18 protein-coding genes are annotated in these 23,916 nt (G+C 71.1%); 9 read left to right on the top strand and 9 right to left on the bottom strand.

The window, feature by feature from the left end; genetic code table 11:
* Positions 1-26: 26 nt before the first annotated feature.
* The 5 genes from EAH86_RS18300 to EAH86_RS18280 all read right to left on the bottom strand — a co-directional run bounded on the left by EAH86_RS18300 (position 27) and on the right by EAH86_RS18280 (position 9,447).
* Positions 27-1,229 carry an XdhC family protein gene (locus EAH86_RS18300; protein ID WP_140743455.1) on the bottom strand — a complete coding sequence of 401 codons (1,203 nt, stop codon included), beginning with the start codon at positions 1,227-1,229 and terminating at the stop codon, positions 27-29.
* Complete coding sequence (locus tag EAH86_RS18295; protein ID WP_140743453.1) at positions 1,222-2,334, bottom strand: vWA domain-containing protein; 1,113 nt, start codon at positions 2,332-2,334, stop codon at positions 1,222-1,224. The genes EAH86_RS18300 and EAH86_RS18295 overlap by 8 nt, the downstream gene beginning before the upstream one ends.
* Complete coding sequence (locus EAH86_RS18290; protein WP_140743451.1) at positions 2,331-3,221, bottom strand: AAA family ATPase; 891 nt, start codon at positions 3,219-3,221, stop codon at positions 2,331-2,333. Before EAH86_RS18290 ends, EAH86_RS18295 begins: the two co-directional genes overlap by 4 nt.
* Before the next feature lie 80 nt (positions 3,222-3,301).
* A complete protein-coding gene (locus EAH86_RS18285) occupies positions 3,302-3,874 on the bottom strand; it encodes a nucleotidyltransferase family protein (RefSeq protein ID WP_277752352.1) in 573 nt (190 codons plus the stop codon).
* 53 nt (positions 3,875-3,927) lie between these two features.
* Positions 3,928-9,447, bottom strand: coding sequence for a carboxyl transferase domain-containing protein (locus EAH86_RS18280; protein WP_140743447.1), 5,520 nt, complete (start codon positions 9,445-9,447; stop codon positions 3,928-3,930).
* Between the two features lie 274 nt (positions 9,448-9,721).
* On the opposite strand from EAH86_RS18280, the gene paaA reads away from it, so the two are divergent.
* From paaA to EAH86_RS18245, 7 genes are read left to right on the top strand one after another with little or no spacing between them, the layout of a single operon-like run.
* Positions 9,722-10,738, top strand: coding sequence for a 1,2-phenylacetyl-CoA epoxidase subunit PaaA (gene paaA / locus EAH86_RS18275; RefSeq protein WP_140743445.1), 1,017 nt, complete (start codon positions 9,722-9,724; stop codon positions 10,736-10,738).
* Positions 10,735-11,049, top strand: coding sequence for a 1,2-phenylacetyl-CoA epoxidase subunit PaaB (gene paaB / locus EAH86_RS18270; protein WP_140743443.1), 315 nt, complete (start codon positions 10,735-10,737; stop codon positions 11,047-11,049). The genes paaA and paaB overlap by 4 nt, the downstream gene beginning before the upstream one ends.
* 11 nt (positions 11,050-11,060) lie before the next feature.
* A complete protein-coding gene (gene paaC / locus EAH86_RS18265) occupies positions 11,061-12,071 on the top strand; it encodes a 1,2-phenylacetyl-CoA epoxidase subunit PaaC (RefSeq protein ID WP_206665889.1) in 1,011 nt (336 codons plus the stop codon).
* A 2-nt stretch (positions 12,072-12,073) separates the two neighbouring features.
* On the top strand, positions 12,074-12,628 hold the full coding sequence (gene paaD / locus EAH86_RS18260) for a 1,2-phenylacetyl-CoA epoxidase subunit PaaD (protein WP_140743441.1): 555 nt from the start codon (positions 12,074-12,076) through the stop codon (positions 12,626-12,628).
* A gap of 3 nt (positions 12,629-12,631) precedes the next feature.
* Positions 12,632-13,732: a 1,2-phenylacetyl-CoA epoxidase subunit PaaE gene (gene paaE / locus EAH86_RS18255; RefSeq protein WP_241668452.1), complete on the top strand. Its 1,101-nt coding sequence runs from the start codon at positions 12,632-12,634 to the stop codon at positions 13,730-13,732.
* 27 nt (positions 13,733-13,759) lie between these two features.
* Positions 13,760-14,938: a thiolase family protein gene (locus EAH86_RS18250; RefSeq protein ID WP_140743439.1), complete on the top strand. Its 1,179-nt coding sequence runs from the start codon at positions 13,760-13,762 to the stop codon at positions 14,936-14,938.
* Positions 14,939-14,972: 34 nt separating this feature from the next.
* A complete protein-coding gene (locus EAH86_RS18245) occupies positions 14,973-15,830 on the top strand; it encodes a 3-hydroxyacyl-CoA dehydrogenase family protein (protein ID WP_140743437.1) in 858 nt (285 codons plus the stop codon).
* Here EAH86_RS18245 and EAH86_RS18240 read toward each other — a convergent pair.
* Positions 15,818-16,444: a TetR/AcrR family transcriptional regulator gene (locus EAH86_RS18240; RefSeq protein WP_206665888.1), complete on the bottom strand. Its 627-nt coding sequence runs from the start codon at positions 16,442-16,444 to the stop codon at positions 15,818-15,820. The two genes, EAH86_RS18245 and EAH86_RS18240, sit on opposite strands and share 13 nt — an antisense overlap.
* A 26-nt stretch (positions 16,445-16,470) precedes the next feature.
* Positions 16,471-17,706, bottom strand: coding sequence for a D-arabinono-1,4-lactone oxidase (locus tag EAH86_RS18235; protein WP_140743435.1), 1,236 nt, complete (start codon positions 17,704-17,706; stop codon positions 16,471-16,473).
* An 84-nt stretch (positions 17,707-17,790) separates the two neighbouring features.
* On the opposite strand from EAH86_RS18235, the gene EAH86_RS18230 reads away from it, so the two are divergent.
* Positions 17,791-18,258: an SRPBCC family protein gene (locus tag EAH86_RS18230; RefSeq protein ID WP_140743433.1), complete on the top strand. Its 468-nt coding sequence runs from the start codon at positions 17,791-17,793 to the stop codon at positions 18,256-18,258.
* A gap of 1 nt (position 18,259) precedes the next feature.
* Here EAH86_RS18230 and EAH86_RS18225 read toward each other — a convergent pair whose 3' ends face one another.
* Positions 18,260-19,333, bottom strand: a complete 1,074-nt coding sequence (locus tag EAH86_RS18225; RefSeq protein WP_140743431.1) for an NAD(P)H-binding protein — start codon at positions 19,331-19,333, stop codon at positions 18,260-18,262.
* Between the two features lie 277 nt (positions 19,334-19,610).
* On the opposite strand from EAH86_RS18225, the gene EAH86_RS18220 reads away from it, so the two are divergent.
* Positions 19,611-23,183 carry a galactose oxidase-like domain-containing protein gene (locus EAH86_RS18220; RefSeq protein WP_161988701.1) on the top strand — a complete coding sequence of 1,191 codons (3,573 nt, stop codon included), beginning with the start codon at positions 19,611-19,613 and terminating at the stop codon, positions 23,181-23,183.
* Positions 23,184-23,250: 67 nt separating this feature from the next.
* Here EAH86_RS18220 and EAH86_RS18215 read toward each other — a convergent pair whose 3' ends face one another.
* Positions 23,251-23,757, bottom strand: coding sequence for a DUF4232 domain-containing protein (locus EAH86_RS18215; protein ID WP_140743427.1), 507 nt, complete (start codon positions 23,755-23,757; stop codon positions 23,251-23,253).
* Positions 23,758-23,916: the final 159 nt, after the last annotated feature.

Below are 23,916 nucleotides of genomic sequence, written 5' to 3'. Positions count from 1 at the left end.
CCCGCTGTGCCGGATGGTGGCAACGGTCAATCCGGGTGGTTTCCGGCCACCTCCTCCGAGCCCGTCGTGGCGCCCACCAGCCCCGGCGCGTGGTGGTGGATCGGCCCGTCCCGGCGGCCGAGGCGTTCGCCCCGGCCACCCCACTGGAGGGCGATGATCTCGGCCGCGATGCTGACCGCGGTCTCCTCGGGAGTGCGGGCCCCGAGGTCCAGCCCGACCGGGCTCGAGAGCCGGTCCAGCTCGGTCTCGGTGAGGCCGGCCTCACGCAGCCGCTCCATCCGGTCCTCGTGGGTGCGGCGCGAACCCATCGCACCGATGTAGCCGACCTCGGGGAGCCGCAGCGCGATCTCGAGGACGGGCACGTCGAACTTCGGGTCGTGGGTCAGCACGCAGATGACGGTCCTGGCGTCGATGCGCCCGGCGTCGCGCTCTGACTCGAGGTAGCGGTGCGGCCACGTCACGACGACCTCGTCGGCGGAGGGAAAACGAGAGGTGGTGGCGAAGACGGGCCGGGCATCGCAGACGGTTACGTGGTAGCCGAGGAAGTGCCCTTGGTGCGCGACCGCAGCCGCGAAGTCGATCGCCCCGAACACGAGCATCCTCGGCTTAGGCGCGAAGGAGGAGATGAAGACCCGCATGCCCTCACCCCGGCGCTCGCCGTCGGGGCCGTAGGTCAGCGTCTCGGTGCGCCCGGAGGCGAGCAGTCCGCGGGCGTCGTCGGTGACCGCGTCGTCGGCCCGCGACGAGCCCAGCGACGAGCCCCGCGACCCGGTGGATCCGCCGGCATCGGTCTCTGGCCGCACCACCAGCCGTCGCCCTAGCCAGGCCGGGTCGGGGTGTTCGATGACCGTGGCGACCGCGACGGGTCGGTCCGCCTCGATGTCCTCGGCGACCTCGCCGAGCTCGGGAAAGGTCTGGCGACTGACCTGTTCGACGAAGACGTCGAGGATGCCCCCACAGGTGAGCCCGACGGCATACGCGTCGTCGTCGCTGACGCCGTAGCGCTGCAGGACCGGCGCACCGTCGGCGACCACACCCTGCGCCAGCTCGTAGACCGCGCCCTCGACGCACCCGCCGCTGACCGAGCCGACGGCTTCGCCGCCGGGCCCCACGAGCATCGCGGCCCCGGCCGGACGTGGTGCGGACCGCCAGGTGGCGACCACGGTGCCCACACCGACGGTGGCACCGGCGCGCCACCACTGGAGCAGCTCCGGGAGCACCTCACGCACGGCCGACCACCTCCACGAGCTCCTCGAAGGCCGCCATCGAGTGTCCGGCCACGAAGTCGTCAACGTGCGGGAGCGCCGCGACGATCCCCTGCTGGACCGGCTCGTAGCCGGGCTTGCCGCGGTGCGGGTTGACCCAGACGACCCGGTGGGCGAGGGCGCGCAGCCGCCGCATCTGCTCACCGAGGGCCTCGGGCTCGTCCCGCTCCCAGCCGTCACTGAACACCACGACGACCGCGCCTCGGGCCATGCCCCGACGGCCCCACCTGTCGAGGAACACCTTCACCCCTTCGGCCAGCCTGGTGCCTCCCGACCAGTCGGGCACGGCGGCGCCGCAGGCCACGATCGCCCGCTCCGGGTCGCGTTGGCGCAGCGGTCGGGTGACATGGGTCAGCCGCGTGCCGAGGGTGAAGACCTCGACGGGCAGGCCGGTGGCGGCGTAGGTGTGGGCCAGTCGCAGCAGGGCGTCGGCGTAGCCGCTCATCGAACCGGAGACGTCGACCAGGAGAACCACCCTGCGCGGACGGGTTCCCTTGTGCCGCCACGCGATCGGGCCGGGCTCCCCCATCCGGCGCAGCTGCTCCCTCAGGGTCCGACGGGCGTCGACGTCACCGCGCCGGGATGGGGCGTGCCGGTGGGCGGGGCGACGGGGCGCGCGCGGCCGCAGTGCCGCGAACATGGCTGTCAGGCGGGCCCGCTCGGCACTGCTGAGCGACGCGACGTCGCGATGGCGGAGCACTTCGACAGCGCTCGCCTGCGCCCGCACCACGTCCTCCGGCGACTCGGCGTCCTCACCACGACCGCGGCCCGCGTCGAGGGAGGCCTGGGCAACCGTGTGGGTGGCCTCGCGACGACGTCGGGTACCGGCGCGCTCGAGACCGAACCACGCGGCATACACCTGGTCGTAGCGCTCGAGGTCGGCCGGTGACGCGCACAGCGTGGCCCGTCCCGCCCAGTAGGCACCGAGCTCGTCGCCCAGGCCGAGGGCCTCGACCGCGTCGAGGTAGGTGCGCTCACGATCGGCGGTCACGTTGACGCCGGCGGCGCGCAGGGCACGGGCGAAACCCAGGAGGATCTCGTCAGCGGCATGCACCGGCGTCGCGGTCATCGGGCCAGGATCCGGTCAAGGGCGGCGCGGACCCGCTCGGCGTCCTCGCGGTACTTCACGGCGACTCCCAGGCTGGCCGAAGCCGTCTCGAAGTCGAGGTCGGAGGCACCCAGCTCGTGCAACGCCCTGGCCCAGTCGAGCGTCTCTGCGACTCCCGGCGGCTTGATGAGGTCCTGCTCGTTGCGTAGCCGCTGAACGGTCAAAACCACCTGCGCGGCAAGGGATTCGGAGACCTCGGGGGCGCGACGTCGGACGATCTGGAGCTCACGCTCGAGGCTGGGGTGGTCGATCCAGTGGTAGAGACATCGACGCTTGAGCGCATCGTGCAGCTCACGGGTCCGGTTGGACGTGAGCACGACGATCGGCGGCGTCGCGGCTGTCACGGTCCCGAGCTCGGGAATGGTCACCTGCCAGGTCGAGAGCACCTCGAGCAGGAACGCCTCGAACTCGTCGTCGGCCCGGTCGATCTCGTCCACGAGGAGGATCACAGGCGACTCACGCAGCGCGCGCAGGACCGGGCGGGCCAGAAGGAACCGCTGGTCGAACAGCTGGTCCTCGACCGCGGCCAGGTCCTGTCCGTCGCCTGCCACGGCCTCGACGGCGCGCAGGTGCAGGATCTGGCGGGGGAAGTCCCAGTCGTAGAGGGCCTGGGTCGCGTCGATCCCCTCGTAGCACTGGAGCCGGATCAGCGGCAGCTCCAGCGACGCGGCGATGGCCTCCGCGAGAGCGGTCTTGCCCGTGCCGGGTTCGCCCTCGAGCAGCAGGGGGCGCTGGAGCCGGAGGGCAAGCCAGGCAACCGTCGCGAGGGCGTCGTCGGCGAGGTATCCCGTGTCGGCCAGCCCCTGCGTCAGTGCCCCCGCGGACTCGAAGGCCTCGCGTGGCTCCATGTCCACAGCATCACTCATGTGGCCGAGTAATTGAAGGGGCAAGGGTCCAGCGCTCTCGTCGAACGGCTCCGGCCGGTCGTTCAGCGGTCGTGGGGGGTGCGCAGGTCGTCGGGGGTGTCGGCATCGCGGCCGGACGCGAGGTGACCGACCTCGACGCTGGCGTGCGGGTGGGACGCGAGGTAGTCGCGCGCGCCACGGTCACCGGTCGCCTCGTCGCGGATCGCCGCCCAGTGGTCGCGACCGATCACGACGGGGTGACCGGGCACCCCCTGGTATGCCGCCCGCCCCAGGGCGGCGGGTCCGTCACCCGCGGCCCCGAGCACAGCCGCGGCCACGTCGGCGCCCACGTCGGGGAGGTCGACGAGGAGGACGCAGACCACGTTGGCTCCAGTGGTCTGCAGGGCTTCGATGCCCCGGCGCAGCGATGCGCTCTGGCCGCTCGCCCAGTCGCTCGCCTCGACGACGAGGTCGGCACCGGCACCGTTCGCCAACGCCGTGGCGCGCTCCGCTTCGGCGCCCACCACCACGACGACGGGCGAGCAGCCACCGTCACGAAGCACCCTGACCCCCCGCTCGACGAACGAGCCACCGCCGGGGTCGTCGACCAGCGCCTTGGCCATGCCCATCCGGCTCCCGCCCCCAGCCGCGAGCAGGAGTCCCGCGGGTGGGGTGAGCCGGCTGGGCGAACTGGGCGGGCGCAGTGAGCTCAGAGCCCCAGTCCCGCCTCGATGGCCGCGATGATCCGTGGGCGGAGCTCGTGCGGGTCGATGACGGCGTCGACGGACCCGACGCTGACGGCGCGGTGGATGCTGTGCACGGCGTCGAACTCCGAGGCCACCTCTCCGAGCTTCTCGCTGCGCACCGCTGTGCGCAGGTCGGCGAGCTCGGTGGCGAGTGCGGCGCGTTGGGCGCCCGTGGCCTCACCCAGCCGCGCCTCGACATCCTTGACCCTCGGGTCGGCAGCGGTGCGGGCATCAACGTCTCGGGAGAACACCACCGCCGCTGCGGGGGCGCCACCCAGGACGGAGGCGAACGAGCCCTCGATCGCGAGCACCGTCATGTTCGGGTTGAGTGCCTTGGAGAAGACCACGAAGGCCCCGCCGTGGTACCTGCTGACCACGCAGAACACGATCGGTCCCTCGAAGTTGACGATGGCACGACCGATCTCGGCGCCGTACTCGAGCTGCAGGCTGCGCATCGACTCCGGGGAGCCGTCGAAGCCGGACAGGTTGGCGAGCACGACGAGGGGTCGGTTGCCCGACGCCGCGTTGATCGCGCGGGCGGCCTTCTTCGACGACCGCGGGAAGAGCGTGCCGGCCGTGTAGGTGTCCGGCCCGTCGGTGGGAGGGAAGCCGCGTCGCGGGACGTTCTTGGACTCGATGCCGATGAGGCAGACGGGGATTCCGCCGAGGTGCGCGTCCTGCACCACGGTCGTCTCGGCGTCGGCCATGCCGGCCCAGCGCTCCAGCGTGGCGTGGTCCTGGTCGGCCACCGCCGCCATCACGATCCGGATGTCGAACGCCTTCTTGCGGTCGGGGTTGGTGGTCGAGGAGAAGATGTCGCCCACCGTCGTGAAGCCCGAGTCGGGCATGACGTGCGGGTATGCCGTGACGTCGCGGGCGACGTCGTCGGTGGACTTCGCGCGGCGCGGGCCGGGCTCACCGGGGTGGACATAGGTGTGCTCGTAGTGGGCCATCAGCACGCCGTAGGCCCCTGCGAGGTCCGGCGCCCAGTACTGCGCCTGGCCGTTCGGACCCATCACGCGGTCGTAGCCGCCGATGCCGAAGTTGTCCTCGGCCGAGACTCCGCCGGAGAAGTCGAGCGACTGCTTGCCGGTCAGCACCATGGCGCTGTCGGGAGTCATCACGAGGATGCCCTTGGTGTGCATCAGCATCGTGGCTTCGGCGTTCCAGTAGGGCTGGGCACCGACGTTGATCCCGGCGACGACGATGTTGATCTCGCCGCCCGCCTGGGTGAACTCGATGATCCGCTTGAGCCCCTTGGCGACCCAGTCCATGTTCTCGGTGCCGGAGTCCATCGAGATGCGTGCGCCGGCCGACAGCGCGAACCACTCCACCGGGACCTGCATCTGTTCCGCGAGGTCGAGCGCCGCGATGATCCGGGCACACTCGGCCTCGGAGACGGCACCGAGGGCCTTGAGCGGGTCGCCGCAGAGCAGCACCCGCGTCATGCCCTCGGGATAGCGCTCGGTGGGCGTCGTGATGACGCCGGCGATGATCCCCGCCTTGTTGAGACCGTAGGGGCGGTCGACCGGGACCAGCACGCCGGTGTCGTCGAGGTCGTACTCGGTCGCCGTGCCGCCGGGTCCGGCGATCATCGCCTGCAGCTCGTAGGGGTAGACCACCCCACGACGCCGGGCTCGGACGACCTTCTGGGCGTAGTCGTCCAGCGGCTTCAGCCGCTCGGTCGGCGGTTCCTCGACGGAGGTCACGACACCCGAACCGGGCTGGTAGTGGAACCGCGCTGCGAGAGGTGCGCTGGCACCGTCCGGCGTCGCGATCCGGCCCTGCACCAGGACCTCCTCGATGCCGGCTCCGGCCGTCAGCGGCGCGATCCTGGCCTGGAGGGCGGTGAGCTGGTTGAGGTCGGCCTCGACCGGCGGCCAGATGTGCACCCACACGTGGTTCATGTCGAGCCGGGCGCCGGCAGCCCCGCGAGCCGACCGCGCGCGGCGGATCGCCTCGAGGCAGTTGGCGATGGCGCGCTCGGCATGTGGCAGAGCAGTCACCTGGCCCTGCTCGTCGCGGACGACGACGAGCTGGCGCACCTGGGCCAGCGCGACGAGGCGCTGGTCGGCTTCGTTGCCGGGGGCGGTGCAGAGGTAGAGCAGGACGTCGTCGGGGGCCTCGAGACGGGTCACCTCGAAGTCCCGCAGCCGCCACAGGTTCAGGCGGCGCCCGACCATGGGGTGGACCCCACGGACCAGCCGGTCCTCGACCATGGCGCCCTCACCATCCGGGCGGAAGGTGAAGTAGGCCACGGCGCGGCCCGCGCCGGGACAGACCGCGACGGCGACGCGACGCACCCGCTGGGCGGACGGCATACCCGCGAGGAGCTGGCCGAGACGCTCAGAGGCGTCCTCGGGGGAAGCCGGCTCGTCGGGCCAGGACAGGTAGAGGTCGACCACGCCCTCGGCACCGGGAGCAGCCTCGTCCAGCTGGGCCGACACGGCGCCCTCGAGCTCGCCGTCGGGAGTGAGCTCGTCGACGCGGCCGACACTGGTCACCAGGTGGGTCGGGCGACCGTCGAGGGTGTAGTCAGCGACGGCGAACGGCCGTTCCCCGACGGCGAGCTCGCGCAGTCCGGTGAGGTCGTGGTCGCGGTAGTGCCGCTTGATGAGGACGGCGAGCATGGGTTCGCGCTGCGGGACGTCGCGCTCGAGCCGCTCGGCGAGGAACTGCACGATCTGCTCCGGGATGGCGGCGAGCGCGTCGATCCGGCGGGCCCGTTCGGCGCCCTCGGGCATCGCCTCCAGGGCGGTCAGCTCGTCGCTGACGCCACCGAGGATGCTGGCCCGGTCGGCGTCGACGAGGGGCTGGTCGAACCAGCGGAACCGGACGCTGCGGGCGAGGTCGCCCACGACGGGGAAGCGCAGCTGGGTGGCGACCACGAGCCGGTCGAGGACCTCGCGGGCGGCAGCGTCGAGGGGGGCCTCGGGGCAGGGTTCGGCCATCCAGCGCTGGAGCAGCGACGTCGCGAGGGCCACATCGGGGGCAGAGCGCTGCTGGGACAGGAAGACCCGGAAGACCGCCTGCTCGAGCTCCGGCGTGCGGTCCAGGCTGTCGATGCCGTAGTGCCGCACGACACTGGAGAGCTTGGTGCGGAACTGCTCGGGGAGCGCGCCACGGTCGGGGTCGAGGCTCTGCAGGTAGGTGTGGAAGTGCTCGCGCGGGCTGTGCACCCGGTGCTCGACGTGGGCCTCCTCCCCGGCCGGCCGGTTGCGGCTCAGCTCGGCGAAGTCGGCGAAGACCTCGAGCACGTCGATCTCGGCACCGATCTGGGAGACGCCCTGCGCGGTCAGCTCGTCCCGCGCGGTGAGGTAGCTGGTGAGGGTGCTGCCCTCGTCGCGCTGGTCGAGGTCGTAGCCGAGCAGCATGGCGGCGAGCGCGGCTCGGGCGTGGTCGGCCGAGGCCGCTGCGCCGGCACCGGTCGTGGCGCCGTCGGGCAGGTCGAGGTCGACCGCCGCGTCGTCGGCAGTGGCATCCGCCGCGGCGGCGTCGTCGCCGACGGGTTCGAGCCGGACGAGCGGGGTGCCCGTCTCGACCTGGCTGCCGGCCGAGACCAGCAGCTCCTTGACCCGACCGGCGAACGGCGCGGGCAGGACCGTCTCCATCTTCATCGACTCGAGCACGAGGACCGGGGCCCCGGCCGCGACCTCGGCGCCGACGGCCACGGGTGTGGCCACCACGAGCGCAGGCGCCGGCGAACGCAGCACGCCGCCCTCGTCGCGGCTGACCCGGTGGGTGACACCGTCGACCTCGACGAGCTGGACCGGGCCGTGGGTGGCGGTGATGAGCCGGTGGGTGCGACCCGAGATCGTGAGCCGGCTGGTGTACTCGTCGAGGCGGTCGAGGTCGGCGTCGACGGTCTGCTCCGTCGTGCCAGCGGCGATCGCCACGCGGAACTTGTGCGGCCCGATCCGCCAGACCGTCACCTTGTATGCCGTGCCGCGCAGCTTGAGGTCGATGGCGCGGCCGGTGCGGTGCTGCACCTGGGGCCGCCCACCGCGGGAGGTCTCGAGCAGCCGGGTGCGCTCGACCTCCTCCTCGTCCTCGTAGCCCTCGATACCGGCCGCGACCAGCGCGACGCCGGAGTGGCGGTGCGACACCAGACGACCCTCGGCGCGCACCCGGTCGATCCACCCGGTGTCGGCGCTGCCGTCGATGACCTCGGGCTGGTCGAGCAGGTCGAGGATGAAGCTCTTGTTGGTCGAGCCACCCTCGATGACGACGGTGGTCTCGCCCATGGCGCGACGCAGCCGAGCCAGTGCCTCGTCGCGGTCCCGCCCGACGGCGATGATCTTGGCGATCATCGAGTCGAAGTCCGCGGGGATCGAGTCCCCTTCTCCCACACCGGTGTCCACCCGGATGCCGGGGCCCGAGGGGAGGTTGAGCAGGGCGATCCGGCCCGGTGACGGGGCGAAGTCGCGGTCCGGGTCCTCGGCGTTGAGCCGGGCCTCCACGGCGTGCCCCTCCTCCCGGGGACGCTCCCCCTCGAGGCGGCCGCCTCCGGCCACGTGGATCTGCAGCTTGACCAGGTCGGTGTCGGTGGTGACCTCGGTGATGGGGTGCTCGACCTGCAGGCGGGTGTTGACCTCGAGGAACGCGAAGAACCGCTCGCCCGGGTGGTAGAGGAACTCGACGGTGCCGGCACCGGCATACCCGACCGCGACGGCGAGGCGCTCGGCACTGGCCTTGACCTCAGCCACCTGGTCGGGCTCGAGGACCGGTGAGGCGGACTCCTCGATGACCTTCTGGTTGCGGCGCTGGATCGAGCAGTCGCGGACACCGATGGCCCATGCGGTGCCCTGCCCGTCGGCGATGACCTGGACCTCGACGTGGCGGGCTCCGGTGACGAGGCGTTCGAGGAAGACCACACCGGAGCCGAACGCGCGCTGCGCCTCGTCACGGGTGCGCTCGTAGGCATCGGTGAGGTCGGCATCGGAGGCCACCATCCGGATGCCACGACCACCACCACCCGCGGTCGCCTTGAGCATGAGCGGGTAGCCGATCCTGGCCGCTGCGGCCTTGGCGTCCTCGAGGGTGTCGACCCCGCCACCACTCCACGGGGCCACCGGGACGCCCACCTCCTCGGCGATGATCTTGGACCCGATCTTGTCGCCGAGCCTGCGCATGGCCTCAGGGCTGGGGCCGATGAAGGTGACACCGATCTTGGCGCACACCTCGGCGAAGTTCGGGTCCTCGGCGACGAAGCCCCAGCCCACCCAGGCCGCGTCGGAGCCGGTGGCCGTCAGGGCGTTCTCGAGAACCGCGTAGTCGAGGTAGGGGCGGTTGGCCGCCGGGCCAAGGTTGAAGGCGTGGTCGGCCTCGCGGACGAACATGGCCCGCTTCTCGCCCTCGGTGTGCAGCGCGACCGTCTCGATGCGGTGTCCATCGGCACCCGCCTGCGCGTTGAGGTCGCGCACCGCGTGGATGAGCCGCATGGCGGCCTCGCCGCGGTTGACGATGGCGATGCGCGAGAACACGGATGGGCCTCCCAGCGACGACGAACAGCGGTCAGGTGGCCGGAGCCGTGGGTGGTTCGGAGGTGCGGTTCAGGCGGTGGCTCGGGGCACCGGCCCCGAGCCTGCCACCGATCACGGGTGACTCGCGAGTAATGCCCACCTCGCCGCGCGCGTAGGCACTGCCAGCCGGGCGGCATACCGTGGTTGCCACCTGCTTGCTTGCCAACACCCGACGGCGCCTGCGACACTATTACAGACCGCTCGGTCAGTTAATCGCCTCACTGCGGAGGGTTGCATGACGGACACCACCACTGCGCCGACCGGGACCGACGGCGAGGCGGAGCTGCTCGCCGAGTTCGAGGCGACGATCAGCCGCAACGACCGGATCGAGCCCCGCGACTGGATGCCGGACGGCTACCGCAAGACGCTGGTCCGCCAGGTCGCCCAGCACGCGCACTCCGAGATCATCGGCATGCAGCCCGAGGGCAACTGGATCGGTCGCGCCCCCTCGCTGCGCCGAAAGGCGATCCTGCTGGCCAAGGTCCAGGACGAGGCCGGCCACGGGCTCTACCTCTACTCCGCCTGCGAGACGCTCGGCGTCAGCCGCGGCCAGCTCACCGAGATGCTCATCGAGGGCCGCCAGAAGTACTCCTCGATCTTCAACTACCCGACGCTGTCGTACGCCGACGTCGGCACGATCGGCTGGCTGGTCGACGGCGCTGCGATCTGCAACCAGGTGCCGCTGTGCCGGACGTCGTTCGGGCCCTACGGCCGCGCGATGATCCGGATCTGCAAGGAGGAGTCCTTCCACCAGCGGCAGGGCTACGAGCTGCTCATGACGATGATGCGCGGGACCGACGAGCAGCGGGCCATGGTGCAGGAGTCGGTCAACCGGTTCTGGTGGCCGGCGCTGATGATGTTCGGGCCGCCCGACGACGAGTCGCCCAACTCGGCCCAGTCGATGGCGTGGGGCATCAAGCGCAACACCAACGACGACCTGCGCCAGCGCTTCGTCGACATGTCCATGCCGCAGGCCGAGGCGCTCGGCGTGACCTTCCCCGACCCCGACCTGCGCTGGAACGAAGAGCGACAGGCGCACGACTTCGGCCAGCCCGACTGGGACGAGTTCATGCAGGTCGTCAAGGGCAACGGCCCGTGCAACACCCAGCGCATCGCCCACCGCCGCGCCGCCCACGAGGACGGTGCGTGGGTGCGTGAGGCAGCGACCGCGTATGCCGCGCACCAGGTCTCGTTGGAGGGCGCAGCGTTCGAGGCGGCACCTTCCGAGGTGGCCGGAGGAGGTACCGCATGACTGAGTCCACATCCCCCGAGGAGCGGGTCCGCGCCGAGTGGCCCCTCTATGAGGTCTTCGTCCGCGGCAAGCGCGGGCTCAACCACGTGCACGTCGGTTCGCTGCACGCCGCCGACGACGACATGGCGCTGCGCCACGCCCGCGACGTCTACACCCGCCGCAACGAGGGCGTCAGCATCTGGGTGGTGCAGTCCAAGGACATCGCGGCGTCGAGCCCTGACGAGAAGGACCCGATGTTCGCCCCCAGCGGCGACAAGGTCTACCGGCACCCGACGTTCTACGAGATCCCCGACAACGTCCCCCACATGTGAGCTGCTGACCCATGCCTGACGAGACAGCAATGCCCGACGAGCTCGACGCCATCCAGTCGGTGGCCGACGACGTCGTCCACCAGCCGTCGCACCCCGCGCCCGACCCGAACGACGCACACGGGTCGGTCTACGACGGGCTGCTCGGTGGCGACCCGTCGCACTGGGCGTTCGGGACCGACTTCGAGGACCCGCTGGCCGGGGTCGACACGACCATGCCGGAGGGGGTGGACGCCGCGGACCTGGGCACCTACTGCCTGATGCTCGCCGACGACGCACTGATCGCGTCGCAGCGGCTCTCGGAGTGGTGCAGCCGCGCGCCGGACCTCGAGGACGACATCGCGCTGTCCAACATCGCACTCGACCTGCTTGGCCAGGCCCGGCTGCTGCTCGCCCGTGCTGCGGCAGCCGACCCCTCGCTCGTGCCGGCTCTCCCCGAGGGATCGCCCGTCCCGGCCGAGGACGCCCTGGCCTTCTTCCGCGACGCCGGCGAGTTCCGCAATGTGCGCCTCGTCGAGCTGGACAACGGCGACTTCGCCGTGACCATCGTCAAGCTGCTGCTTCACTCGAGCGCGCGGATCGCGATCTTCGAACAGCTCGTCGACAGCCGCGACCACGTGTTGTCCGCCGTGGCGGCGAAGGGGATCAAGGAGCTGACCTACCACCGCGACTACGCCGGGCGCTGGTTCCTCACCCTGGCGCGAGGAACCGAGGAGTCCCGTCGCCGCATCGACGCCGCCCTGGGGCAGGTCTCGCCGCTGCAGGCCGAGATGTTCGCGACCCACGCCGTCGAGGCACGAGTCGCCGCCGCCGGCGTCGGGGTCGACCCCGCCACGGTCGCCGACGCCGTCGCCGTCGTCCTCGCGCAGGTGTTCGCGCTCAGCGGTGTCGACCAGCCGACCAAGGCGCCGTTGGCGGCCGTCCAGGGCCGACAGGGCCGCGACGGCATGCACACCGAGGCGCTGAGCCGGATCGTCGGGGAGATGCAGGTCGTCGCCCGCGCCCACCCGATGGGTCAGTGGTGACCATGACGACGACGACTGCGACTGCGACTGCGACTGCGACTGCGACCGACGACGCCACGCGCATCCGCGAGCGCGCCCTGGCCGCAGCGCGCAGCGTCACCGACCCCGAGATGCCGATGCTGACCCTCGACGACCTCGGGATCCTGCGGTCCGTCGAGGTGTCCGGGTCCGGCGCCGTCACGGTGGCGATCACGCCGACCTACACCGGCTGCCCGGCGATGGCCACCATGCGTGACGACCTGGTCCGGGTGCTCGGCGTGGCCGGCTTCGCCGACGCCACCATCCGGGTGTCGCTGTCCCCCGCCTGGTCGAGCGACTGGATCACCGCGCGCGGCCGACAGGCGCTCACCGACCACGGCCTGTCGGCTCCCGGCAGGGTTCCGGTGCGCTCGGGCCCCGTCGCCCTCTCGCTGATGCCGACCCGGCGCGAGCTGCACTGCCCGCAGTGCGGATCCGGCGCCGTCGAGCTGACCTCCGAGTTCGGGCCGACCGCCTGCAAGGCGCTCTACCGCTGCACGAGCTGTCTCGAGCCGTTCGAGCACGTGAAGGAGATCTAGGTCGTGACCGCCACCACGGGTTCGCTGCTGCTCAAGCGACCGGGGCGCACCGCCCCCGTCTTCCACATGCTGACCGTCCACTCGGTCGAGCAGCTCACGGACGACGCCGTCGCGGTGAGCTTCGACGTCCCGGTCGAGCTCGCCGCGGCCTACGACTTCGCTGCGGGACAGTCGTTGACGCTGCGGCGCACGATCGACGGTCAGGAGCACCGCCGCACCTACTCGATCTGCGCGGCCGTCGGCGAACGGCCACGGATCGGCGTCCGCGAGATCCCCGACGGGCTCTTCTCGCACTGGCTGGTCCACGAGGTGGAGGCGGGCACCGAGATCGAGGTGCAGACGCCGTCGGGCAGCTTCCGGGCCGACCCCGCGACGGGAGGGCGCCACCTGTGCATCGCGGCGGGCTCCGGCATCACGCCGATGCTGTCCATCGCCAGCACCATGCTCAGCAACCCCGACGCCGAGGTGACCCTCATCTACGGCAACCGCACCACCGGTTCGGTGATGTTCGCCGAGGAGCTCGCCGACCTCAAGAACCGTTACGGCGCAAGGCTCCAGCTCATCCACGTCCTGTCGCGCGAACCCCGCGACGTGGAGCTCTTCTCCGGCCGGATCGACGCCGACCGGCTGCGCCGCCTGCTCGCCGTGCTGGTGCCCATCGACGACGTCGACGACGTCTGGCTCTGCGGCCCGTTCACCATGATCGGCGCCGCCCGTGAGGTGCTGGCCGAGGTGGGTGTGGCCGAGGACCGTGTCCACTTCGAGCTGTTCTACGTCGACGAGCCGCCGCCCGAGCTGCACCGTGCCGATGCCGTCGTCGAGGGAGAGACCAGTGACGTGACCGTGGTGCTCGACGGGCTGAGCTCGACCACCCCGATGCCGCGCGGGCAGTCGATCCTCGACGCGGCCCAGGCGTCGCGCACCGACCTGCCGTTCGCCTGCAAAGGCGGTGTCTGCGGCACCTGTCGGGCGCTGGTCCGCGGCGGTGAGGTCGACATGCGGCGCAACTACGCGCTCGAGAAGGCCGAGGTCGCCGAAGGCTTCGTCCTCACCTGCCAGTCCTATCCCGTCAGCGACGCCGTGACCGTCGACTTCGACGCCTGACCTCCGCGACACCCCAAGGAGCACACCGTGACCGAGGCCTTCATCGTCGACGGCGTCCGCACGCCGATCGGCCGGTATGCCGGTGGGCTGGCCTCGGTGCGCCCCGACGACCTTGCGGCGCTCGTGGTCCGCGAGGCCGTCGCGCGCTCCGGTATCGACCCCGAGCTGATCGACGAGGTCGTCTTCGGTGCGGCCAACCAGGCAGGAGAGGACAACCGCAACGTCGCGCGGATGGCGGTCCTGCTTGCCGGGCTCCCCCAGTCGGTGCCGGGGTTCACCGTCAACCGGCTCTGCGCCTCGGGCCTCACGGCCATCGCCACCGCGCGGCAGATGATCGCCGCCGGTGATGCCGACGTCGTCGTCGCCGGCGGGGTCGAGTCGATGACCCGCGCACCCTGGGTGACCGAGAAGCCGACCAAGGCGTTCGCCCGGCCGGGGGCAACCTTCGACACCTCGATCGGCTGGCGGTTCGCGAACCCGCGCTTCGACGCCGACACCACCCTGACGATGCCGCAGACGGCGGAACGCGTTGCGCAGCAATGGAACCTGACCCGTGACGAGCTCGACGCCTTTGCCCTCCGATCGCACGAGCGGGCGCTCGACGCCATCAAGAACGGCCGCTTCGAGGCTGAGACGATCGCGGTACCGCTGCGTGACGGTGAGTTCGCGGTCGACGAGGGGCCACGCGCCGACACCAGCCTCGAGCGGTTGGCCGCGCTGCGCCCGATCCACGGGCCCGACGGGCTGGTCACGGCCGGCAACTCCAGTGCCCTCAACGACGGTGCCGCCGCAGTGGTGGTCGCCAGTGAGCGGTTCATCGCCGAGCACGGCCTGACGCCCCGGGCGCGCGTCGTCGCGGCCGCGAGCGCCGGTGTGGCTCCGGAGATCATGGGCATCGGGCCCGTCCCCGCGACGCGCAAGGCGCTGACGCGGGCCGGGTGGACGGTCGACGACCTCGATGCCGTCGAGCTCAACGAGGCGTTCGCCTCGCAGTCGATCGCGTGTATCCGCGACCTCGGCCTCGACTATGAGCTCGTCAACGCCGACGGCGGAGCGATCGCCCTCGGCCACCCGCTCGGCTGCTCCGGCACCCGCATCGTCGTGACGCTGCTCGGCCGGCTCGAACGCGCGAACGCCAAGCGAGGCCTGGCCACCATGTGCGTCGGCGTCGGCCAGGGCAGCGCCCTGCTCCTCGAACGCCCCTGACCCCTCTCCACACGCCCGCCCGAACGGAGCCACCATGCCCGACTCGCCCGCCGTCCTGCCCACCCTCATCGGCGTCTACGGCGGTGGCCGGATGGGCGCCGGCATCGCCCACACCTTCCTCGCGGCTGGCTGCCGGGTCGTGGTCGTGGAGGGCGACGACCAGTCGGCACTGGCAGCTCGCGAGCGCGTCGTCAGCAGCCTGGGCAAGGCGGCCGAGCGCGGCGCCCTGAGCGGCACCGCCGACGAAGCCGCCGCCCGGCTCACCACCACCACGGACACGAACGACCTCGCGCAGGTCGAGCTGGTCATCGAGGCCGTGCCCGAGGACGCCGCTCTCAAGCTGGCCGTCTTCCAGCGGGTCGAGCAGGTCGTGCCCGACGCGGTGCTCGCCACCAACACCAGCTCGCTGTCGATCGACGCCATCGCTGCGGGCCTGACCGCACCCGAGCGCTTCATCGGCCTGCACTTCTTCAACCCGGTCCCCGCCAGCGACCTGGTCGAGGTCGTGGTCGGCGAGCACACGGCATACCCGCTCGTGGAGCAGGCGCGTGGCTGGGTGGCGGCGCTGGGCAAGACCGCGATCACGGTCAAGGACTCACCCGGCTTTGCCAGCAGCCGGCTCGGTGTCGCGATCGCCCTCGAGGCGATGCGGATGGTTCAGGAGGGCGTGGCGTCGGCGGAGGACATCGACACGGCGATGACCCTGGGCTATCGGCACCCCGTGGGACCGCTCAAGACCACCGACATCGTCGGCCTCGACGTCCGGCTGGCCATCGCCGAGCACCTGGCCCGCGAGCTGGGACCACGGTTCGAGCCGCCGCAGCTGCTGCGCGACAAGGTGGCCGCGGGCGAGCTGGGGCGCAAGAGCGGACGGGGCTTCTACGACTGGTGAAGCGGCCTGATCGCCAGCCCGTCGAACGCGATCGTCGTGATCGCCTCGGACAGCTGAACCCCGTCCACCCCACCGCCGGCGCGGTGCCACTCCACCAGTGAGTTGACCATGCCGAACAGCAACCGGCTCACCAGCGCGGGCGCGACGTCGGTGCGCAGCGAACCCTCGTCGATCGCCTCCTTGACCAGCGCGGCGAGGCGCGCGTCGATCTCGCGTCTGCGGCGCAGCGCCGCGAGCTCCACCTCGCTGTTGCCACGCACCCGCAAGAGCAGGGTGACGGCCGGCTGGTGCTCGACCAGCACCTCGACGCTCCTGTGCACTGCCTGACGGAGCCGTTCGTATGCCGTGCGGCCGGGCGCGCCGCTGCTCGCCTCCTCGATGACCTGGGTCAGCCCGTCGAGGGCCTCGTCGAGGGCGAGGGACAGCAGGTGGGTCTTGCTCGGGACGTGGTGGTAGATGGCGGACTTGGTGAAGCCGAGCTCGCGGGCCAGGTCTCCCATGCTCGTGCCGTCGTAGCCCTGTTCGTTGAACAGCTCGATCGCGCGACGCAGCACCGTCTCCTGGTCGTAGCCGGGACGTCCCCTGCGCGGGGCGGCCGACGCTGGTTCGCTCACGATGGCCAGACTCTCACGGCAGCGGCTCAGCCCAGCACTCGATCGAGGAAGGCATTTGCGAACTTTCCGTCCGGGTCGACACTCGACCGGAGTGCCCGGAAGTCCGCCCACCGCGGGTACCACGGCGCCAGCTCCTCGGCGGTGGCCACGAAGCACTTGCCCCAGTGCGGTCGCGCGCCCAGCGGCAGGAGGGCGGCCTCGATCTCGGGCAGCACTGCATACACGGCCGGCTCGTCGAGGAGCCAGGTGAAGTGGAAGCCCACCGTCGGCCGCCGGTAGGAGCTGCTGAGCCAGAGGTTGTCCCCAGAGACGGTGCGGATCTCGACGCTCTGGAGGACCGAGCGCAACCGCGGCTCGAGGGACCGCAGGGCCGCAAGGGCATCGAGCGCCACGGACCGTTCGACGAGGTACTCGCTCTGCAGCTCCTCCCCTCGGCTCGGGGTGAACTCACGACGGAAGTGCGGGAGGCGTTCGAGCCAGGGTCCGGGCGCTCCGCTCTGGTCGGTGACCGAGTCGGCCGAGGCGCCGTCCAGCATGTGCAGCGGCCCGCTCGCGCGTGGTGACCCGAACAGGTCCCCGGGCGCGTCCGCCGACCGGCTCTTGCACCAGACTTGGAGCACACCGCGGTCGTCGAGCCGGGTGAACAGGCTGACGCTGTCAGCCGCTCCGGTGATCGCGTCGAACTCGGATTCGACCACGTGCCAAGGCATTCCGGTGTAGACGTCCTGCCGCATCAGGTAGCTGGGTTCGACGTCCAGCGTCAGTCGGGTGACGACGCCGAGCGCACCCATCGCCACCACGCTGCCCTCGAAGTCAGCATCACCGCGCACCACCGTGCGCAGCTCGCCGGTCGGCCCCACGAGCTCGATGGCGGCGACTGCGGAGGCCAAGGACCCGAGCCGGTCGCCCGACCCGTGGGTGCTGGTTGCGACCGCCCCGCCGACGCTGATGTGCGGTAGGGAGGCGAGGTTCGCCAAGGCCCAGCCACGCTCCTCGAGCGCGGGGGTCACCGTTCCGTAGTCCTGGCCGGCTCCGACGGTTACCGTGCGCGCCGACTCGTCGATGAGCGGTTCGGACGGGAGGTCGGCGAGGGACACGAGCAGGCCGTCGGTGTCGGTCAGGTCGGTGAACGAGTGTCGCGAGCCGAGGGCCCGGGCCCGGCCCGCACCGGCGACCAGCTCCTGCAGCTCCTCGGTGCTGGTCGGCCGGACGACCCGCTGCGCCCGGTAGGTGTGGTTGCCTGCCCAGTTCCGCTCGACCATGGCACCAGTCTGGCGCGGTGCCGCCGGTGCTGCCTCCACATCCCTGTGGGGCAGCCCCGACGCCCATGAGCCAGACTCGCGGGTATGTCGGTCTTCTCAGCCTCCAAGCGGTCCACCGCGGTCGTGCCCTACCCCCGTGACGCCGTGTGGGCGGTGCTGAGCGACGCGAAGCAGGTGGCCAAGCTGACACCGATGGTCCGCTCGATCGAGGACCACGGCGACACCTGGCTGTGGAAGCTGTCTCCCATCGAGGTGCTGGGCAAGAGCATCGGGCTGTCCTTCACGGAGCGGATGGAGTTCACGCCCAACGAGCGGATCGTCTACACCCATGCGCCGAAGGGCGACGAGCGCGCGGGCGTCGAGGGCATCTACGCGCTGACCGACAGCGGCGAGGGGACCCGGTTGGCCATCGAGCTGGGCGTCGACGTCGACCTGCCCTTCCCGAAGATCGCCAAGCCTGCCGTGCAGGCATCGATGCAGGCAGTCATCGCCGCGATGGGGGTCGGCTTCGCACGCAACCTCGAACGACAGCTCAAGACCCGACGCGGCTGAGTCAGAGCGCGGCAGGTGCCCCCGGGTCCGGAGCCGGGCCGAGCAGCAGGCCACGCCACCCGTCGCCGCGGTGCACGGGCATCCCGTTCCGGCGACTGACCTGTCCCCCCGCCCAGGGCACGTCGGACGTCAGCGGTCCGATGACGTCGCGCTGTGAGTCCGGCACCGTCTCGTCCGGCAGCGCCAGGGCGCGGTCCAGGGCCTCGGCCACCGGCGTGAGCACGTGCCGTCGTGGCATCAGCTGGACCATGAAGTCCTGGCGGCCACAGATCATGTCGTGGCGCAGGCTCTCGACCAGCGTCTGGACCGTCGCTGCCGGGGCCTGCGTGAGGATCGGCGCGAGCCTCGACACCAGGGCGGTCGGCAGTCCGGGCACGCTCACCTGGACGCGTCGAAGCCCGGCCCGGTCCGCGTAGAGCCGCAGCAACGCTGCATACGCCATCCGCTCCCCGCTGCCCACGTCGAAGGCGCGGCTGAGCAGGGGTGCCGTCAGCGCACCGACGAGAGCGGTGATCACGTCGGTGACCGCCACCGGCTCGACCTGGCTGTCCATCCACGTGGGCAGCACCTGGACCGGCATCCGCTCGCTCATCTGGCGCATGATCTCGAACGAGGTCGAGCCACTGCCGATGACCATCGCCGCACGCAGCGCCAGCGTCGGCACCCCGGAGTCGGTGAGCACCTCCTCGACCTCGAGCCGCGACCTCAGGTGCGGTGACAGGTCGGTGTCGGCGATGTCAGGGACGAGCCCGCCGAGGTAGATGATGCGCTCCACCCCGGCGCGGACGGCGGCGTGCGCCGCGTTGTAGGCGCCCTGCCGGTCACTCGTCGCGAAGTCCACCCCGCCGAGCCCGTGGACGAGGTAGTACAGGGCGCTGGCCCCGTCCGTGGCGGCACGCACCGACGCCCGCTCGCGGACGTCCATCTCCACGACATCGGCCTGGCCTGCCCACCAGAAGCGGCCCGCGGTCGTGGCGTCGGTGAAGGTAGCGGTGACCTCGTGACCCGCCGCGAGGAGGGCGGGCACCAAGCGGCTGCCGACGTAGCCTCCAGCGCCCATGACGACGACTCGCACCAATGGCTCCCATGGCTCGGGGTGAGGACACCGACGGCGCCGCACTTCGGGTTCAACCTACCCCTGTCGCGCCGAGATGACGAAGGGCCCCGACCGCGTTTGCGCTGGTCAGGGCCCTTTCGGGCGCTCCACAAGGGGCCCGGGCGCCATTCCCGTGGGTCCGCAGTCATCTACTGCAAACGGTGGATCCCAGCTGCAACTCGGCGCCAATAGGGTGAATTTCGCCTAAACGCAGCCGTTGTTGCGCAGTGGGCGGCCGATGGAACAGGAGGGCGCCATGTCCGAAGGTCTGCGTCGACGGGACATCTTTCTGAAGATCGAACCCCTGGGCGGGTACAGCCCGCTGGCTCCGGTGGCCGGCAGCCGAAGGTACGGGCGCGACGCCATGTACGGCATGGGTCACGAGACAGGCCGCGTCCAGCCCACCGAGATCGCCGCCACCACGGTCAACGCCCTCGTCTACCGGGAGTACCTCGACGACCACTACACGACGCCGAACACCGCCAAGCTCGTCGAGGCCGACGTCAACGAGCCGCCGTGGTACCGCAGGGTCCCCGGCGCTGTCCTGTATGCCGAACCGGGCGAGCAGCTGTACATCCACGTGCTCAACGCCGACAACGACTGCCACAGCCTGCACGTCCACGGGGTGAAGTACGGCATCGACTCAGACGGCGCGTGGCCGTTCGGGGTCGGCACTCGCCGTGGCCTGCGCAGCGACGAGATCCTCCCGGGGCAGAGCTGGACCTACAGCTTCGACGTCACCGAGGAGACCGTCGGGGTGTGGGCCTTCCACGACCACACCCACATGGTGCAGGCCAACGTCAACCGCGGGTTGTTCGGCGCCCTGGTCGTGCGCAACCCCGCAGCGCCGCGTGCGCTGGACGTCCCGATGTTCCTGCACGCCATGCAGGCGCCCAGCATAGCTGACTCCTTCGAGAGCCCGGTGCTGCACAAGGCAACGCCGATGCAGACCTTCGAGCACACGTTCACGACTGCCGGGGTGGTGGCCTACCACTGCAAGATCCACGGGCCCACGATGTCCGGGACGGTCACTGTCGACCCCGGAGCCCCTGCTGGGGACCGCACCGTCGACATCCACGACAACAGCTTCGTCCCGCAGGCCGTGTCCGTCCGCCCGGGCAAGAAAGTCATCTGGACGCTGGCGCAGAACTTCGACCACATCGTGCTCGCTCCCGGCGGTGGCGCGCTGACCTACTGCCTCAACGGTCGCGCGTTCGTCGGCAACACTCCCACCATCGAGGCACACAGCGGGCAGCGGTTGCGGTGGCACGTCGTCAACCTCGACCTCGGATCCGTGTGGCACAACTTCCACCCGCACTCAGCCCGGTGGGCGCTCCCCGCACCCCCGGCCGGCGCGGCCGACGTGCACGGCCTGAGCCCGGCCGAGGGGTTCACCGCCGACACCATCGTGCCTGCTGCCCTGCGCCTGCCGTGCGAGCTCCAGGACCTGCAGTGCGACCCCCCGGACGACGCCTGCCGGGTGCGGGTGAAGGGCGACTTCCTGTTCCATTGCCACCTCGAGGAGCACATGATGGCCGGCCTCGCCGGCCTGGTTCGCGCCCGCGACTGGGTCTGGGTCGATCCCAAGACAGCTTGGTCGTCGGACCTGAGGCTGCCACTGGACGACGGGCGCAACGACCTCGACTGGGTCGACCTGGTCCGGTGCGGCGACTGTGCCACCGGCGACCACGACCACCCGCACACGCACACCAAGCCGCACAACCCGTGCTGCGGCATACCCGAGGACGACGATGACCACCCCGGCCACCCGGCCCGCCACCACGGGGTCACCGCCCATGACGGCACCGACTGTGACCCCAAGCAGTGCCCGCACGACCATGCCCACCCGCCGGGCAAGCCCGGCGGGCGGTGCTGCGGACACGACCACGGCACCGGACGCTGCTGCGGCCACGATGCGGCGGAGCCGTGCGAGGTGTGCGAACGCGTCGGCGGGCACCACACCCACGGGGGCCGCCACGGCCACGGCGCCGGCGACGACGGAGCCGACGACCATGGCCCCGGCGACGCCACGGACGACGGACACCAGACCGGTCCGGGGCATCTGCATCCCGCACGGAGCGCGGCCCGCGCCAGCACGACAGGCCTCGCCCGGGACGCACTCACGGACGCGATGCACCTGCCTCTGCACGGTCCGGTGACGCCCACCGCGGGTACGCCGGGAGTGCCCGCCATGCCAGTCATGACCATGCCCGGTATGCCGGACGCGCGGCCGATCGACGTGTGCGACCTGGCCGACACCGGCTACTGGGAGCTGCTGCCCGTCGACTCCCACGTCCTGGCGGTCCACGCCGTCCTCATGCACACCGGACAGGTGCTCTTCTTTGCCGGCTCCGGCAACAACGTCCCCAACTTCAACGCGCACCTCGTCAGGAGCGTCGTGTGGGACTACCAGGAGGGCACCTTCTACGACCCTGGCTGCCCCTTCGACGTGTTCTGCTCCAGTCAGACCGTGCTCTCCGACGGCAAGGTGCTCGTGGCCGGCGGCACGGACAAGTACGACGACTTCGTCGGCTCACAGGCCACCTACCTGTTCGACCCGCAGCTGCGGCAATGGATCCGCGTGGACGACATGGACGCCCACCGCTGGTACCCCACCCTCGTGACCATGGGCGACGGCCGAGCCGTCGTCAGCTCCGGCATCCAGGCGCCCAACGAGGTCTTCGACCCTGCCATCGGGTGGCGCCCGCTGCCGAACACCACCAGCCTCCCGCTCTACCCGCACCTGCTGCTCCTGAAGGACGGCCACCTGTTCTACACCGGCGGTCAGCTGGGCAACGCCACCGTCGAAGGTCGCGCCATCAACCCGTTCACGGGAGCCGAGCAGACCGTGTCCGGGCTGCGCGACAAGGCCAAGAGGGACCAGGGCAGCAGCATCCTGCTGCCACCCGCCCAGGCCCAGCGGGTCATGGTCATCGGCGGAGGCGGCGCCCCCTCGTCCACCAAGCGCACCGACATCATCGACCTGTCCTCCGGACCGGGCGGGGCGGCCTTCCACCCCGGCCCCGACCTGGCCAAGGCGCGTGGGCTCTGCAACTCGGTGATCCTTCCCGACCGGACCGTCCTGGTCACCGGAGGTGGTCTGCACGGTGAGACCAGGGCCGACGCCGTACAACTCGCCGAGATCTACGACCCGGCCACCAACACCATGCGGTCCGTTGCCGAGGCGACCGTGTCCCGGCTCTACCACTCCATCGCCCTGCTGCTCCCCGACGGCCGCGTGGTCACGGCTGGGTCCAACCCGGACCGCGGCGACGACGAGCTGCGGCTCGAGCTCTACCACCCGCCCTACCTGTTCCGGGGACCGCGGCCGGTGCTGGACTCCGCGCCGACCGAGTGGCGGTATGGCACCACGGTCGAGGTGAGCACCCCGTCGTCCATGACCGTGAAGTGGGCCCATCTGGTGCGCCCCATGGCCACCACCCACTCCGCCGACACCAGCCAGCGCCTCGTCGACCTGCCCATCGTGTGCCGCGACGCCTGCAGCCTCACCGTCGAGGTCACCGACAACCCCAACCTCGCGCCACCCGGGTGGTACCTGCTCTTCGTCGTCGATGACTGCGACATCCCTTCTGTCGCCCTGTGGGTCCACCTCGACCGGCTCCCGCTCGCCCCACCCAAGATCATCGTCGGCTCACACCACCAGATGGGCGGGCACGAGCACCGTCCGCAGTTCCCCATCCCAGGCCTTCCGCCACTCAAACCACCGAAGAAGCGGGCCACCAAGGCGGCCGCCAAGTCCGCCGAAGCCGCGGGCAAGCGAGCCACCAAGTCGGCCACCAAGCGAGGCTCTCGCTCAGCCAACGGCTGACTCGTGGAGACGTCGCCAGGCCGGTCACCGGCGCGGCAGCCTTCGATCGCGCCGGTACAGCGGGCCTCTAGCGGGCCAGCGGCTTGACGAAGAGCGTCGTGATACTCGTGGACCGGCAGCCCGTCGTCCGGTAGGGGATGAACTTCGCGAGCGTGGAGCCGGGCACGTAGACGCGCAGTCCGTCCACTGGCGTGGGACGGCATACGGAGGCGGCATAGTTGTGCACGTTGACCAGGCGGATCGGCGCGTCGGCGTGCTGCCTGGGTGCCAAGGTGATCGTCGTGACCGCGCCGGCGTCCCAGGTAGCCGCGCGTCCGATCTGGGTGCCGTTGCCCAAGCCGACATACGAGACACCCGGGTAGCCCCGCGTCCAGCACTGGCCCCGGCTGATGTTCGTCAGGCGCAGGTCGCCGATCCGGCTGCCGGCGGCGCCCTGGACGTTGACGAGGCTCGCCGCCAGCTTGGCGTTGGTGCAGCGGGGGGTGGCGGCCTGTGCCGACGATGGCGCCAGGACGAGCGTGGCGACCGTCAGTGCGGCAGCGGACGTCATGGTGAGGATCAGTTTCTTCGTCATGGGAGTGACCCCCTGGTCGGTTGCGGTGGGCGGTTGCCCGCCACCCTCTGTGACGCGCGGGACGCGGTTGCGGTTGGCAGCACCGGCCCGACCATCGCGCAGCAAGCTGACCCGGCTCAGCGAGACCCTTCAGCACGCCCTGTTGGTGTGATCTCCCGA

The sequence above is a fragment of the Pedococcus bigeumensis genome (assembly GCF_006438965.1).
Lineage (GTDB): Bacteria > Actinomycetota > Actinomycetes > Actinomycetales > Dermatophilaceae > Pedococcus > Pedococcus bigeumensis_A.
Note: the sequence above shows the minus strand (reverse complement) of the source record. Positions and strands in the feature narration are given on the sequence as shown.